Origin of the sequence: Streptomyces sp. NPDC101219, from assembly GCF_044767675.1 — a bacterium.
Classification (GTDB): domain Bacteria; phylum Actinomycetota; class Actinomycetes; order Streptomycetales; family Streptomycetaceae; genus Streptomyces.
This window is the reverse complement of record NZ_JBIWOK010000016.1, coordinates 46,494-60,952: the sequence shown is the minus strand read 5'-3', so window position 1 is coordinate 60,952 and position 14,459 is coordinate 46,494. Positions and strand designations below refer to the sequence as shown.

General features: G+C 71.5%; 12 protein-coding genes. 5 read left to right on the top strand and 7 right to left on the bottom strand.

Annotated features, from left to right (window positions below; all coding sequences use genetic code 11):
• Window positions 1-2: 2 nt before the first annotated feature.
• Window positions 3-284: a hypothetical protein gene (locus ACIRPP_RS26805; RefSeq protein WP_403647749.1), complete on the top strand. Its 282-nt coding sequence runs from the start codon at window positions 3-5 to the stop codon at window positions 282-284.
• 133 nt (window positions 285-417) lie between these two features.
• On the opposite strand, the gene ACIRPP_RS26800 is transcribed toward ACIRPP_RS26805, so the two are convergent.
• From ACIRPP_RS26800 to ACIRPP_RS26790, 3 genes are all read right to left on the bottom strand, one after another.
• Window positions 418-726 (bottom strand): hypothetical protein, encoded by a 309-nt coding sequence (locus ACIRPP_RS26800; protein WP_403647747.1) that lies wholly within the window; start codon window positions 724-726, stop codon window positions 418-420.
• A 451-nt stretch (window positions 727-1,177) separates the two neighbouring features.
• On the bottom strand, window positions 1,178-1,951 hold the full coding sequence (locus tag ACIRPP_RS26795) for a GntR family transcriptional regulator (RefSeq protein ID WP_403647745.1): 774 nt from the start codon (window positions 1,949-1,951) through the stop codon (window positions 1,178-1,180).
• 2 nt (window positions 1,952-1,953) lie between these two features.
• Window positions 1,954-2,496: a GntR family transcriptional regulator gene (locus tag ACIRPP_RS26790; RefSeq protein WP_403647742.1), complete on the bottom strand. Its 543-nt coding sequence runs from the start codon at window positions 2,494-2,496 to the stop codon at window positions 1,954-1,956.
• A gap of 152 nt (window positions 2,497-2,648) precedes the next feature.
• Between ACIRPP_RS26790 and ACIRPP_RS26785 the strand changes: the two genes are divergently transcribed.
• Window positions 2,649-3,128 (top strand): ATP-binding protein, encoded by a 480-nt coding sequence (locus tag ACIRPP_RS26785; protein WP_403647739.1) that lies wholly within the window; start codon window positions 2,649-2,651, stop codon window positions 3,126-3,128.
• Between the two features lie 250 nt (window positions 3,129-3,378).
• On the opposite strand, the gene pepN is transcribed toward ACIRPP_RS26785, so the two are convergent.
• A complete protein-coding gene (pepN, locus tag ACIRPP_RS26780; RefSeq protein ID WP_403647736.1) occupies window positions 3,379-5,964 on the bottom strand; it encodes an aminopeptidase N in 2,586 nt (861 codons plus the stop codon).
• Between the two features lie 112 nt (window positions 5,965-6,076).
• On the opposite strand from pepN, the gene ACIRPP_RS26775 reads away from it, so the two are divergent.
• A complete protein-coding gene (locus ACIRPP_RS26775; RefSeq protein ID WP_403647734.1) occupies window positions 6,077-6,607 on the top strand; it encodes a DUF1203 domain-containing protein in 531 nt (176 codons plus the stop codon).
• A gap of 81 nt (window positions 6,608-6,688) precedes the next feature.
• On the opposite strand, the gene ACIRPP_RS26770 is transcribed toward ACIRPP_RS26775, so the two are convergent.
• Window positions 6,689-7,513: a class I SAM-dependent methyltransferase gene (locus ACIRPP_RS26770; RefSeq protein ID WP_403647731.1), complete on the bottom strand. Its 825-nt coding sequence runs from the start codon at window positions 7,511-7,513 to the stop codon at window positions 6,689-6,691.
• Between the two features lie 289 nt (window positions 7,514-7,802).
• Window positions 7,803-8,819: an aspartate-semialdehyde dehydrogenase gene (locus tag ACIRPP_RS26765; RefSeq protein ID WP_403647728.1), complete on the bottom strand. Its 1,017-nt coding sequence runs from the start codon at window positions 8,817-8,819 to the stop codon at window positions 7,803-7,805.
• A gap of 366 nt (window positions 8,820-9,185) precedes the next feature.
• Between ACIRPP_RS26765 and ACIRPP_RS26760 the strand changes: the two genes are divergently transcribed.
• Together ACIRPP_RS26760 and ACIRPP_RS26755 are read left to right on the top strand one after the other, a co-directional pair.
• Window positions 9,186-9,722, top strand: a complete 537-nt coding sequence (locus tag ACIRPP_RS26760) for an RNA polymerase sigma factor (protein ID WP_382965028.1) — start codon at window positions 9,186-9,188, stop codon at window positions 9,720-9,722.
• 1 nt (window position 9,723) lies between these two features.
• Window positions 9,724-10,785, top strand: a complete 1,062-nt coding sequence (locus tag ACIRPP_RS26755) for a hypothetical protein (protein WP_403647724.1) — start codon at window positions 9,724-9,726, stop codon at window positions 10,783-10,785.
• A gap of 94 nt (window positions 10,786-10,879) precedes the next feature.
• Here the strand turns inward: ACIRPP_RS26755 and ACIRPP_RS26750 are convergent, their stop codons facing one another.
• Complete coding sequence (locus ACIRPP_RS26750) at window positions 10,880-14,191, bottom strand: S8 family serine peptidase (protein WP_403647721.1); 3,312 nt, start codon at window positions 14,189-14,191, stop codon at window positions 10,880-10,882.
• Window positions 14,192-14,459: the final 268 nt, after the last annotated feature.

Below are 14,459 nucleotides of genomic sequence, written 5' to 3'. Positions count from 1 at the left end.
CCGTGGACAAGAAGAACGCCCTGCGCGCCGGCGCCCTGGCAGCCGGTACGACGCTGATGATGCTGCTCATGACGTCCCCCGCGCTCGCGCTCACCCGCGACGACGGTGACGACCCCGGCACGGGCCTGAGCGTCATCGAGACGCTGGGCCTCTACGTCGCCGCCCCGATCGTGCTCTTCCTCGTCATCGCCGGCCTGGTGATGGTCCTGGACAAGTCGCACAAGCAGAAGGACGTGACGACCTCCAACATCGACACCGCGACGCAGGCCGAAGCCAAGGCCTGAGAGCCCGACCGGCCGCCGCCCCCGGGGGCCGCTCCCGGGGACGACCTGTGAGTTCCAGGGCGCCGCTCCTGCCCGAGGGCGGGGAGCGGCGCCTTTGCCGTTCGCGCGCTCCCTTCCACAGCCGATGCGGCGCCTACGCGGCTGCGCCGGTGACAACGCGGTAAGTGACGTACACCCCGTACAGAGCGAGGAGCAGGCCGAGGAAGCGCGTCCACGCGGGCAACGCACCGTCCCGATGCGCACCCCACATGAGCCGCAGCCGCCCAACGGCCAGGACCAGACCGAGCGCAGCAACGGCGGCGAACAGGCAGAAGAGTACGGGCCTGTCATGGAAGGGCGCGTTGTCCGAGCCCACCCTGCCGACGATGAGAAGCAGGTACGGGGCGGTGTACTGGGCCGGGCGGAACTCTTGGACCGTCTTGGAGCCGCTGGAATCGGACATGAGTTGCCTTCCGTGCCTTCCGGGTCACGTCGCGTGCCGTGGACATCGATGCGGCGCCTCACCACCGACGGGCGGTGGAGACGCCGAGCCTTTCGGAGCTTCGCCCGTCGGTCAATCAAGATCAATGCCAGTTTTGGCCGACTTCGGCTTTCGGCCTCAGGGTCATCCCCCGCTCGTGCCAAGAGCAGGCCAGCAGGCCTCCAGGAGGAGGCAGTTGTTGGGGGCCATCTCCGCGAGTGCGGGGAGCAGGGTCAGCCGCGTTCCGATCGGCCCAGGTCTGCGGGACCATCCCCGCGCGTGCGGGGAGCAGGAACGCTTCCTGCTGGTCTTCGCCCCGGTGGCGGGACCAACCCCCGTGCGGGGGGAGCTCCCGTGCGGGGGGATGCACCCGGGCCCGTCGCGGGCTTCGGGCCTGACCCGGCGTTTGGGAACGCCGCCCCGATCGCTTCCCTCACCCGGCCCCGAACTCGTACTGCACCTCGTAAAGGTGACCCGCCTTGACCATGACGGTGGCTTCCACAGGGCGTTCGTCGTCGCTGTAGACCACGCGCAAGGTGCGGAGAACGGGGAGGTCGCTGGGCAGGTTCAGGGCGCGGTGTTGCTCCTGGGTGGGGACCCTGGCAGACACCCGGTCCACGCTGAGGCGCGGTGGATGGCCGAGTTCGCTGAGGAGAGTCGGGGTGCCGCCTCTGATCTTCCGCTTGGCCCTGAGCGGGGTGTCTCGGGCGATGAACAGGGGGTAGTACGACTTGACCAGTTCGACGGGCTCACCGTCGATGTGAAGGATCTGGTGGCGCAGAACGGCTGTCTCGGTGTCGTCGAGACCGAGTGCGGCTGTGACATCTGCCGGAGGCCGGGTCTCGGTCACGTCGAGGAGCGTGCTGTGTGCCGTGGTGCCGAGGCGTGTGGCCTCGGCCAGCCAGCGGTAGGGCTTCCCCGGGGCGACGGGGGCCATGTGCGACGCCGGGCGGATGGTCCTCTGGCGATGTTCGCGCACGGTGACGGCGGCTCCGGCACGGCCCACGACCAACTGCTCGTCCTTCAGTAGCTGAAGAGCCTTCTGAATGGTGGCGTTCGAGGCGCTGAATCGCTCCTTGAGCTGAGCGGTGGATGGAAGGTTCGAGCCCGGGGCCAAGTCGCCGCTCATGATGTCGTCCCGGAGGTCGGCAGCGATCCGCTCGTGGAGTGAACGCGGGTCCGACGGTTCAGGGTGGGTCGTGGACACTCTTATCCGATCCGCATCTCGTAGCGCAGACGCTGCAGGTGAGCCGGCATGACCATCATGTCGGCCTGGATGGGCCGGTCGTTGCCGTCGAACGTGACTCGGCTCAGCCGGAGCACTGGCTGCCCCGATCCGAGGTGCAGAATCTCGCGCTCTTCAGGGCTCGGCATCCGCGCGGTGACGTCCTCCTGCACGCGTGCGCCGGTGTGTCCCAGAGTGGCGAGGAGGCTCACTGCGCCTCCGGGGATCTTCCCCTTCTCGGCAAGGCGGGTGCCGCGAGCGATGGGCGCCGGGTAGTAGCTGTCCGTCAATTCGCATGGCGTGCCGTTGAGCTCGATGACCCGACGACGGGCGATCACCGTCTCCCCGGAGGAGAGTTCAAGGAGGGCCGAGACTTCCTCGGAGGGTGTCGTCTCGCCGGCGTGCACGATGCGCTGTGTTCCCCTGCCGCCGCGGGCTGCTGCCTCGGCCGTCCAGGCGTCCGGTTGTCCCGCAGGCCGCGCTGTCAGGTAGGGCAGCGAGCTGCTGACCCACGTGCCGTCACTCACTGTGTCCTCCAGGGGTCGACCTGTTCGACCTTGCCGCTTTACACGTTAAGCGAACCCCGTCGAGGGGCCACCCCTCGGGTCCGAGACCGCCGACAACCTGCCTGCTTTTCGCGAATAGTGGTACGGTCCTCAGGCTTGTACCGATTGGATCAATGCGGAGGTTCACCGTGCCGCTTTCACGGCAACGGCGGTTCCCGAGGGCGCGTCGCTCTGTGCCCGCTGCGCGCGGGTTCGCTCTCGAAACGCTCACTGACTGGGGTTATCGGGACCGGCATGACGACGTACTCATCTGCGTCTCGGAGCTGGCGACGAATGCTCTGCTCCATGGAGTCCCGCCCGGGCGTCAGTTTTCTCTGACCCTTGTGGGCGACGGCCCTCTCCTGCGCATTGAGGTGCGGGACAGCGGAAGTGGGCTCCCCGAAGTGGCCGAAGCCGCCGCGGACGCGTGCCGAGGCAGGGGGTTGTCGATCGTCACGGCTGTGGCCGATGGCTTCGGAGTGACAGTCCACGAGCCGGGCAAGACCGTCTGGACCGTGTTGGAGATGGATCCACGAGTTGGGGTTCCTGCTACGGAAACCGATCACACCATCCGGCTCGATGCCGGTGCCCTTCAGGACTCGTCAGGACGGTGATCCGCTCCCCCGTGACTCGGTTGCGGATGAGCTGATCCCATCGGTCCGACGACTGCGGTTCGGGCGCACACGCCGAAGGCAGTCGAGCCGGGGGCAAACGGGCATTTGCACAGCGTGGCGTAGAGCAATGGGCCTACTCGACGGCGCCGCGTCCGTGAGCGCCACCGCGTCGTACTGCGCCGCCACCCCCAGCACACGCGAAGGGCGCCCGGCATAGAGCCGGGCGCCCCAGAACACGTACCGCCGGAGGCTACGCCCCCGCTGCCGCAGCGTCCGCGGCCTGGGCGCGGAGGGCGCGTTCGACGCCGGCTCGGGATTCCGAGACCAGGCGGCGCAGGGCGGCGCTCGGGTCGGCGGAGGAGAGCCAGGCGTCCGTGCGGTCGAGGGTGTCGCGGGAGACCTGGACGGCCGGGTAGAGGCCGACGGCGATCTGCTGGGCCATCTCGTGGGAGCGGGAGTCCCAGACGTCCGCGAGGACCTCGAAGTAGCGCTCGGTGTACGGCGCGAGCAGTTCGCGCTGGTCGGTCTGGACGAAGCCGGCGATGACGGCTTCCTGGACGGCGTTCGGCAGCTTGTCGGAGTCGACGACCGAGGACCAGGCCTCCGCCTTGGCCTCCTCCGTGGGGCGGGCCGCGCGGGCGGTGGCGGCGTGGCGTTCACCGGCAGCCGTGCGGTCGCGCTCGTACTCGCCGGCGATCTCCGTCTCGTCGTAGCGGCCGACCGCGGCCAGCCGCTGGACGAAGGTCCAGCGCAGCTCGGTGTCGACGGCGAGGCCCTCGACGGTCTGCTCGCCGGTGAGCAGGGCCTCCAGGAGGTCGAGCTGCTCGGGCGTGCGGGCGGTGGCGGCGAAGGCGCGGGCCCAGGCGAGCTGGTGGTCGCTGCCGGGAGCGGCGGCGCGCAGCTGGGCGAGGGTGGCGTCGGTCCAGCGGCCGAGGAGGGTCTCGCGGGCGGCCGGGTCGGCGTACAGGTCGATGGCCAGCTTGACCTGGCGGTGCAGGGACTGCACGACGCCGATGTCGGACTCCTTGCCGATGCCCGACAGGACCAGCGAGAGGTAGTCGCGGGCGGCGAGTTCCGCGTCGCGGGTCATGTCCCAGGCGGACGCCCAGCACAGGGCGCGCGGCAGGGACGCCTCGAAGTCGCCGAGGTGCTCGGTGACGAAGGCGAGGGACTGCTCGTCGAGGCGGACCTTGGCGTAGGAGAGGTCGTCGTCGTTGAGGAGGACGACGGCGGGGCGCCGCTTGCCGGTGAGCTGCGGGACCTGGGTCAGCTCACCGTCGACGTCGAGTTCGACGCGCTCGGTGCGCACCAGCTTGCCGCTGCCCTCGTCGAGGTCATAGAGGCCGATGGCGATGCGGTGCGGGCGCAGGGTGGGCTCGCCCTTGGCGCCGGCCGGGAGGGCGGGGGCCTCCTGCTGGACGGCGAAGGAGGTGATGACGCCGTCGGCGTCGGTCTCGATGCGGGGGCGCAGGATGTTGATGCCGGCCGTCTCGAGCCACTTCTTCGACCAGGTCCTCAGGTCGCGGCCGGAGGTCTCCTCCAGGGCGCCGAGCAGGTCGGAGAGGCGGGTGTTGCCGTAGGCGTGGCGCTTGAAGTACGCCTGGACGCCGCGGAAGAAGGCGTCCTCGCCGACGTAGGCGACGAGCTGCTTGAGGACGGAGGCGCCCTTGGCGTACGTGATGCCGTCGAAGTTGACGAGCACGTCGTCCAGGTCGCTGATGTCGGCCATGATCGGGTGCGTGGACGGCAGCTGGTCCTGGCGATAGGCCCAGGTCTTCATGGAGTTGGCGAAGGTGGTCCACGAGTGGGGCCAGCGCGAGCCGGGCGCCGCGGCCTGGCAGGCGATGGAGGTGTAGGTGGCGAACGACTCGTTCAGCCACAGGTCGTTCCACCACTCCATGGTGACGAGGTCGCCGAACCACATGTGGGCCAGCTCGTGCAGGATGGTCTCGGCCCGCACCTCGTACGCCGCGTCCGTCACCTTGGAGCGGAAGACGTACTGGTCGCGGATGGTGACCGCGCCCGCGTTCTCCATGGCGCCCGCGTTGAACTCCGGGACGAACAGCTGGTCGTACTTGGCGAAGGGGTAGGCGTAGTCGAACTTCTCCTGGAACCAGTCGAAGCCCTGCCGGGTGACCTCGAAGATGGCGTCGGCGTCGAGGTACTCGGCGAGCGAGGGCCGGCAGTAGATGCCGAGGGGGACGGACTGGCCGTCCTTCTCGTAGACGCTGTGGACGCTGTGGTACGGGCCGACGATCAGCGCGGTGATGTACGTCGAGATGCGCGGCGTGGGCTCGAACGTCCAGACGTTGTCCCGGGGTTCGGGCGTCGGGGAGTTCGAGATGACGGTCCAGCCCTCGGGAGCCTTCACGGTGAACTGGAAGGTGGCCTTGAGGTCGGGCTGTTCGAAGCTGGCGAAGACGCGGCGGGCGTCGGGCACCTCGAACTGGGTGTACAGGTAGGCCTGGTTGTCGACGGGGTCGACGAACCGGTGCAGGCCCTCACCGGTGTTGGTGTAGGCGCAGTCGGCGCTCACGCGCAGGATGTTGCGGCCCTTGAGCAGGCCGGGCAGGGTGATGCGGGAGTCCGCGAAGACCTCGGCGGGGTCGAGGGCGTCCCCGTTCAGGGTGACCTCGTGCACGGTGGGGGCCACCAGGTCGATGAAGGACTGCGCGCCGTCGCCGTGCTCGGCGACGTCGAAGCGCACCGTGGTCACGGACCTGTAGGTGCCGCCCTCTTGCGCGCCGGAGAGATCGAGGTCGATCTCGTAGGAGTCAACGGTCAGCAGCTCCGCCCGCTGCCGCGCCTCTTCGCGAGTCAGGTTTGTGCCAGGCACGCGGTCATCTCCTCGTGATGTGTGGGTTGCGCCATCCTTCCACGGGACCTGCGGTAACGCGATGTCCGTTTACCGCCGGTGGCGCGTTGTGCCGGGCGGGACGCTGGGGTGCATGACGACCTCCACGACAGCCCGTGCCGCACGCCCCGTTCCCGCTTCCGTGCTGAAGGAACTCCGCGTGGTGGACGACGCCGGCCGCCCGCCGGTTCCGTTCACCGACGAGGAGGGCGGCGCCCCGCTGCGCTGCTGCCTGCGCCACAGCCGGCCCGGCGAGTCGATCGCCCTCGTCTCGTACGCACCGCTGCGGCGGTGGGCGGCCGCGACGGGCGCCGATCCGGGGGCGTACGACGAGCAGGGGCCGGTGTTCGTGCACGCCGGGGAGTGCGGGGGGCCCGCGGACGGCGTGGGGCTGCCCTTCACGCGGGCGCCGCGCACCGTGCGCCGGTACTCGGCCGCAGGGCGCATCGTGGGCGGGCGGCTGGTCGGGGCGGCCGACGACTTCGAGCCCGCGTTCGCGGAGGCGTTCGCGGACCCGGACGTGGCGCTGGTGCACGTGCGGGCCGTGGAGCACGGCTGCTTCCTGTACGAGGTGCGGCGGGAGGACTACGAGGCGGAGGCGGGTCCTGGGCGCCGCCGGGGTTGAGTCACGGACCGGGGGGCCAGGAGGCGGGCGCCGGCCGGGTCACGGGCTGGGGGGCCAGGACGCGGGCGGCGCCGGGCCGGGTCACGATCCTGCGGGCGGCGGCTCCGGTGCTTCCGGTGGCGCCGGGCGGTCGGCGTGGGTGACGCGGATCTTGGACTGGCCGTGCGGGAGGCGCTCCCAGTCCTCCATGAGGCGGGCCGTGAGCCCGTACCGGGCGGCCAGGCCGGTCAGGGTCTCGGTCCGGTAGTAGAAGTCCTCCCGCAGCACGTGGTGCTCCTCGCCCTCGGTGCGGTCGAAGGTGAAGTCGAACCAGCCGCCCGGCGCGAGCACCCGCCCGACGTTCGCCAGGCACTGCTCGATGACCGGCAGCGGGGAGTGCGAGAAGACGCTGTGGGCGTGCACGACGTCGAAGTGCGCCGGGGGCAGGAAACGCAGGGTGAGGTCGCGGACCGGGGTGAGGGCGGGCAGCCGGTCCTGGAGGCCGTGGGCGACCAGGGTGTCCTGGGCGGCGAAGAGGATGTCGGGGGAGATGTCGATGCCGTAGTAGTGGCCGGGGTGCAGGTGGCCGATGAAGTGGCGGCCGGCCCGCAGGTTGCCGCAGCCGATCTCCAGCATGCGGTGCTCGGGGCGCAGCCCGTGGTCCACCAGGTAGTCGAACTGCATCCTGCCGAGGGCGTTCCAGCGCTCCCGGCTCTGGCTGCCCACGGCGGCGTCGGGGTTCCGGCGGGTGTCGGAGCGCATCACGGCCCGGTAGTAGGCGATGTGGTCGGGGGAGCGGTACCGCAGCCAGGCGTCGCGGGCGGCGCGGCGCAGGTGCCGGGGTATTCGGTCCGGGTGCCGCAGCGCGTAGGAGAGGCGGTGGGCCAGGGCGGCGCGGTTGGCCTGGAGGTTCTTCGCGGTCGGCATGGCGGTGCTCGTCTCCGTCGGGGCGGTGCCCGGCGGCCTCGGGGTCTGCCGGGCGGGGCGCACTCCTCGGACGTGAGGGTACGGCGCCGGGCCGGGGCGGACCCTGCCGAAGTCTGCTGATCGGATGATGCCGCCGGGGCGGAGGCGACCGTCTCCGGGGAGGCGTGCAGTGCAGCGCCCTGGTCAGGAGGGGAGGCATCCGGCCGTGGGGCTGCGTGGAGGCCCCGGACGACAGAGCGGCGGGCGCGCCCCCGAGGGGACGCGCCCGCCGCTCACACCTGTGGAGGGCTCAGCCCTTCAGCTCGGCCGCCACCAGCTCCGCGATCTGCACCGCGTTGAGCGCGGCCCCCTTGCGGAGGTTGTCGTTGGAGACGAACAGCGCCAGGCCGTTGTCCACCGTCTCGTCGCGGCGGATCCGGCCGACGTACGACGGGTCCTGACCGGCCGCCTCGAGCGGCGTCGGGATGTCGCTGAGGACGACACCGGGCGCCTCGCCCAGCAGCTCGGCCGCGCGCTCCGGGCTGATCGGGCGGGCGAAGCGGGCGTTGATCTGCAGCGAATGACCGGAGAACACCGGGACGCGGACGCAGGTCCCGGAGACCTTCAGCTCCGGGATGTCCAGGATCTTGCGGGACTCGTTGCGGAGCTTCTGCTCCTCGTCGGTCTCGTTCAGGCCGTCGTCGACGATGCCGCCGGCGAGGGGCACCACGTTGAAGGCGATGGGGCGCTGGTAGACGGCCGGCTCGGGGAAGTCGACCGCCGAACCGCCGTGGGTCAGCTTGTCGGCCTCGTCGATCACCTTCTGCGCCTGGCCGTGCAGCTCGGCGACGCCCGCGACACCGGAACCGGACACCGCCTGGTAGGTGGCGACGACCAGGGCCTCCAGGCCCGCCTCCGCGTGCAGCGGACGCAGGACGGGCATCGCGGCCATCGTGGTGCAGTTCGGGTTGGCGATGATGCCCTTGGGGCGGTCGGCGATCGCCTGCGGGTTCACCTCGGAGACGACCAGCGGGACCTCGGGGTCCTTGCGCCAGGCCGAGGAGTTGTCGATCACCACGGCGCCCTGCGAGGCGACCTTCTCGGCCAGCGCCTTCGAGGTCGCGCCGCCCGCCGAGAACAGCACGATGTCCAGACCGGAGTAGTCGGCGGTGGACGCGTCCTCCACCGTCACGCCGTCCAGCTCCGTGCCCGCCGAGCGGGCCGACGCGAACAGGCGCAGCTCGGTGACCGGGAAGTCGCGCTCCTTGAGGATCCCGCGCATGACCGTGCCCACCTGACCGGTGGCTCCGACGATTCCGACCCTCACGACGACTCCCTACTGCGTCCTGTACGTACCTGAATGCCTGGCCGAGGCTCTTCCATCATGCGGCCGACCACGGTCCGGCTGTCCAATTCTTTGCCCGATCTGCCCGCGTACTGGGACACGAACGGCACGGACGCCGGTCGGGGACCGGCTGCGGACCTTCGGCCACCACCCCCGTGAACTGCAGGAATTCAGCCACCGGAGGTCATGGACCGCAAGGTCCCCTGCCCAACCCGGTCCGGCCCACACGAAGGTGTGACGTACGCCTCGACGGGGTGTGACGTACGCCTCGCCCGGCGTCACGCAGGCCGGGCGAACGTTCCGGGCGGCAGCGGCGTCGTAGGGGGGACAGCGTGAGGGGGTGGGGCGGTGCTGCGCACAGGGGCCCGGCGCGGGCGGGGGACGGACCCCGCCGCGGGCGACGACCCGCTGGACGCCGCGCAGGAGCGCCGGGTGCGGGCGGTGCTCGCGCTGGGCGGGGTACCGCAGGCGGACCTGCCGGACGGGGTGCAGCAGGTCCGCCTGCGGCTGCTGGAACGGGCCGCGAGCGGACGGGAGGCGCCGCGGGACGTGTCGGCGTGGGCGGCGGTGGTCGCCTCCAACCTCGCCATGGACTGGCACCGGGCCAAGCGGCGCCAGGAGCGCCTCGGCGAACGCCTGGCCGCGCTGCGCCCGGCGGAAGCACCCTCCGGTGAGGAGAACAGCCTGCTCTCCCTCGCCGTCGCCCGCGGACTGGACGCGCTGACCGACGCCCAGCGCCAGGTCGTCGTGCTGCGCTTCTACGCGGACCTGCCGGTGCGGTCGATCGCCGACCAGCTCGGCGTCCCCGAGGGCACGGTCAAGAGCAGGCTGCACACGGCGGTACGGGCCCTGCGCGCCCGCCTGCATGAGGACGAGGTGGTGTGACATGGCCGCCCACGACGACGACCGCACCCGTGACGACGACCGGATGCCGGAGGACGAGCGCCCCCACGGTGACGACCGCGCCCACGACGACGGCCGCACGCCGGACGACGGCCGCCCCCACGGCGTCGACCGCGCCCACGACGACGGCCGCACGCCGGACGACGGCCGCCCCCACGGCGTGGACCGCATCCATGACTACGACCCCCTGATGGTCGCGATCCTGGCCGAGCCGCCGCCCGCGGACGCCCGGCGGGACCCGGCGTTCCGGGCGGAGCACGAGGCCGCCCTGGCCGACCTGGCGGTGCTCCGCGAGCAGCTGGCCCTCCTCGGGGACGTGCTCACCGAACCCGTCGACGCCGCCCCCGGCGAGGGCGGCCACGAGGCACCCGCCGACCGCACGGGCCCCGCCGACCGCACAGGCCCCGCCGACAGGACACCCCCCGCAGCAAACCCACCACGCCGTCCCCACGGGCACGAAGCACGCGCGTCACGCGGCTCACGCGGACCAGGCCGCCGCCCGGGCCCCCGTCGCCCCCGGCGGCCCCTCCGGGTCGCCCTGGGGTCGCTCGCCGTGGCCGCCGCCGCGACCTTCGTGGCCGGGCTGGGATGGCTCGTGGTGCAGCCCGGAGCGACCCAGGACGCGTCCAGTGCCGACGCCGGGGTCGCCGCCGGCGACCGGAGTGTCCCGGGTGGCGCCGAGGACGCCCCGGCACCCCCGGGCGCCGAGCAGCAGGACCCGGTCGGCAGCGCGCGTCGGCTGGCCTGTGCGCGGCTCGTCGCGGAGGGCACCGTGACGGCGGTGCGGCCGGTGCCGGGCGGGGACGTGCGGCGCGTCACGCTCGCCGTGACCCGCCTGCACAAGGGGGAGGAGGGCACCCCGGTGACGTTCCTGCTGGGAGCGTCGACGCAGAGCAGTCCCGGCGTGGGGGACGACGTCCTCGTCGTCCTGCCCCGTGAGGGCGACCGGCCGGACCTGCTCGTCACCGGTGCGCAGAACGTGGCCCTCGCCCGGGCCTGGGTCACCGCGACGCTGCCCGAGGCGGACCGCCTGGCCTGCCAGTAAGGGGATGGCCGGGAGGCGGCACGGCGAAGGGGCGGGTGCCCGTCAGGCACCCGCCCCTCCTGTTACGCCGTGCGCCGTGGCGACGGACCCGTCGTTACGGGACGACCTTCTCGATCGTCACGCTGCTGAGGCCCGCGACCGTGCCGCGCTCGTTGACCAGCTGGACGCGGCCGAAGAACTCGCGTCCCTCGGGCGCCTCGGCGGCGGCCGTGACGGTCCCGGAGACGGTGGCGGAGTCGCCCGTGCCCAGCTTCACCGGCGCGGAGCCGTCGACGGTGATGGTGCCGAGGGTCTCCGAGAAGAAGACGTCCCGGTAGTCGTACTCGGCGGTGCCGGCCGGGACGGAGTAGCCCACGACCTCGACGGTGTACGTGCCGGCGGCCGGCTTGGCGATGGACACCGACTCCTCGGAGTCGCCGTCGGCGGACTGGGCGACGCGGACGCCGTCCTTGTAGACCGCCAGGTCCAGGTCGGCGGCGGTGTCGGTGACGTTGCCGATGGCCACGTCCAGGGACGCGGCGCCCGCGGGCACCTCGACCGTGGTGGTGTGCTTGTCACCGGTCTTGATGGACGGCCGGTCGGTGTTGGCGGAGCCGAGCGGGCCCCCGACCAGCTTGCCGTCCAGGGCGGCGAGGCGGTTCGTCACCTTCCAGGAGGCGGCGGCCGGCTCGCCGACCTTCGCCTCGGGCACGTTCACGGTCTCCGGGTCGAAGGCCGCGCCGAGGACGGCGACGTTCAGCTTGTACGGGTTGTCGAGCAGCGGCGACGTGCGGCGCGACTCGACCTCGATCTCCCAGACGCCCGGCTGCGGGTCCGGGTAGGACCGCACGTCGGGGCGGCAGGTGTTGGCCGGGTTGCTGTAGTTCGGGTAGCAGTTGACCGTGGAGGTCGGGTCGGCCGGGACACCGTAGGGGTGGATGGCGATGAACCGGGTCTGGCTGTCGGCCTTCAGGCCGCTCATCGCGATCTCCAGCGTCTTCGCGCCCTCGGGCACGGTGACGAAGTACGACGTGGTGTCGTTGCGCTGGGCCTTGCCGGACGCCGCGAAGGTGTACTTCAGGGGCGCCGAGACGACGACGGTGTTGAGGACCTGGTGGTCCACGCCCTCGGTGCGCGGGTCGTCGACCTCGAGGATCGCGCTCTTCAGGCCGGCCGACGTCGGGTTCGCCTGGACCTTGACGGTCACCGGCTTGTTCAGCGGCAGCCGCACCTCGTCGTCGCCGACGATGCGGAAGGTGCGGTCGGCGTTGTTCTCCAGGTCCAGTTCGTGCTTGATCGCACGGTCCGGGCCGGACGTACGGGTGATGGTGATGTCGTACGTCTTCTTCTGGCGGACCTTGAGGCCGCCCTCGCGGTCGTAGAGACCGGTGCCGAAGCCGGGGGTCTTCAGGAACTGGTCGATCGCGGTGTCGACCGGCGCCTTCACCGTGTACGTGTGCGCGGTGGCGCCGTCCCGGATGGCGTCCCAGGCCTCCTCGATGTCGATGAGGCCGGCGCCCTGCTCGTAGGCCTGCACGTCCTTGATGCGCTCGGTCGTGGAGGTGAGGGCGGTGCGCAGCTTCGCGGGGGTGAGGTCGATGCGCTTCTGCTTCGCGGCGGACAGCAGCAGCGCCGCCGCGCCGGCGGCCTGCGGGGAGGCCATCGAGGTGCCCTGGAGCATCCCGTAGCCGGCCGGCAGGCCGTAGCCCGCCTCGGCGACCGGGGCGCCCGCGGCCCACGTCTGGATGGTGTTGACCGAGGCGCCGGGGGCGACCAGCGTCGGCGTGAAGCCGCCGTCCTCACGCGGACCGCGCGAGGAGAAGGGCATCATGCCGTACTTCTTCTTCACCACGGAGCCGTAGTTGGCGGCCCAGGTCTCGCGGGAGACGGATGCGCCGACGGAGATGACCTTGTCGGCGAGGGCCGGGTCGCCGATGGTGTTGGCGCCGGGGCCGGAGTTGCCGGCGGAGATGACGATCTGGACGCCGTAGGTGTCGATGAGCCGGTTGTACAGCTCGGCGCGGGCGTTGTTGCCGTCGTTGAGCGCGGGCAGGCCGCCGATGGACATGTTGACGATGTCGACGCCCCGGTTGGCGACGAGGTCGATCATGCCCTCGGTGAGCGCCACGTTGGTGCAGCCGCCGGACCAGGTGCAGGCGCGGGAGGAGACCAGCTTCGCGCCGGGCGCGGCACCGTTCATCTTGCCGCCGAACAGGCCGTGGGCGGCGGTGATGCCGGCCACGTGCGAGCCGTGCGACCCCTCGATGAGGCCGATGTTGACGAAGTCGGCCTTCTTGCCGACCCAGTCGCCGCCGTAGGGGTCCATCGGGACGTCCTTGCGGATCTCCACGACGAACGGCTGGCGCTCGGCGACGTCGGTCTTCGGGTCGTCGGTGCCGAAGTACCCGACGTGGAACTTGTCCTTGTAGGGCTTCATCGGGGTGTCGTCCGAGAAGTCCTGGTTGTTGTTCAGGTCGACGCGGACCGTGCCCGCCTCGGCGTCGTAGAGGACGCCCCAGGAGTCGGTGGTGTCACCGTCGAGGTTGGTGTCGCCGTTCGCGTCACCGCCGATGGTGTACGACTCCAGGAAGGTGCTGATGCGGTAGTCGCCCGCCGGGGCCTTCCAGGTCTTGCCGTCGTAGGCGAAGCTGGGCCCGGACACGGACGACACCATGGGGCGCCAGGTCCGGTCGTTGTCCACGATCGGGTCGGTCGCCGTGACCCAGTCGACGATCTTCCGCTCGCCGGTGGTGGTCTTCTGCAGCGCCGGGTGGGCGAGGTCCACGCCGGAGTCGAGGATGCCGATGGTGACGCCGCGGCCGTCCGCCTTGCGGTTGTGCTTGACGAAGTCGACGGCACCGGTCTCGAAGGACGGGTTGTACGGGTTCTTGGCCGGGGTCCGCTTGTCGGGCGCCCTGTAGGTGCCCTTGCCGCCCTTGCCCTTGGCGCCCTTGGTGGTGTCGGCGCTCGGCGTCGGGTCGTCGAGCGGGATCTCCTCGCGCAGGTCGATGCCGTGCACGGTGGAGAGCTTCGCGGCGGCGGCGATGGCCGCGTCCGCCTTGGCGGTGGGGACGGTGGCGCGGACGTAGCCCAGCTTGTCGTGGGTCTGTCCGACGGAGCCGCCCTTGACCGCGTTCAGCTTCTCGGCGACCTGCTCGGTCTTCCCGGGCGCCGTGGCGATCATCATGGTGACGTGCTTGGCGCCCTCGGCCTTGGCCTCGGCGAGCAGGTCGGCGTCCTTCGACCCCAGCTTGTCGGGCGCGGACTTGACGTCCCCGTCGACCGGGGCGGCGGGCGGCGCGTCGGCGGCGAGAGCCATGGGGACCGGCCCGGCCGCGGAGAGCGCGGCGACCAGGCCGGCGGCCACGGCGATGCGGGCGACGCGTCTCGCGCCCGATATCGAGTCGCGCTGAGGGGAATGGGTCATCGGCATCCCTTGAAGTAAAGGAACGATCGTGGAGCGACCCGGGCCGATCGGCCCCGGTCGCGAAGATCCGGAAAAGGAACCCGGACGATCGCAGAGCCTGTCGCAAGGGCCGGGTGTTTGGGGAGGGTTGACCGAAAACGAAATGGATGTATGGGGAAAACCCCCGGTACGCGTATGGGTGGATGCCCCCCGAAGCGGGCAAGTCGCCCGAGGGGCCCGGACACCGCGCCGGGGCGCGGTCCGCCCGGATATTCACCTGCCGGTCCGC

Bases quoted from the DNA above. Each gene is read 5' to 3' on its own strand.
- ACIRPP_RS26800 (WP_403647747.1), bottom strand. From the start codon at position 726: ATGTCCGATTCCAGCGGCTCCAAGACGGTCCAAGAGTTCCGCCCGGCC.
- ACIRPP_RS26785 (WP_403647739.1), top strand. From the start codon at position 2,649: ATGCGGAGGTTCACCGTGCCGCTTTCACGGCAACGGCGGTTCCCGAGG.
- ACIRPP_RS26775 (WP_403647734.1), top strand. From the start codon at position 6,077: ATGACGACCTCCACGACAGCCCGTGCCGCACGCCCCGTTCCCGCTTCC.
- ACIRPP_RS26770 (WP_403647731.1), bottom strand. From the start codon at position 7,513: ATGCCGACCGCGAAGAACCTCCAGGCCAACCGCGCCGCCCTGGCCCAC.
- ACIRPP_RS26755 (WP_403647724.1), top strand. From the start codon at position 9,724: ATGGCCGCCCACGACGACGACCGCACCCGTGACGACGACCGGATGCCG.
- ACIRPP_RS26750 (WP_403647721.1), bottom strand. From the start codon at position 14,191: ATGACCCATTCCCCTCAGCGCGACTCGATATCGGGCGCGAGACGCGTC.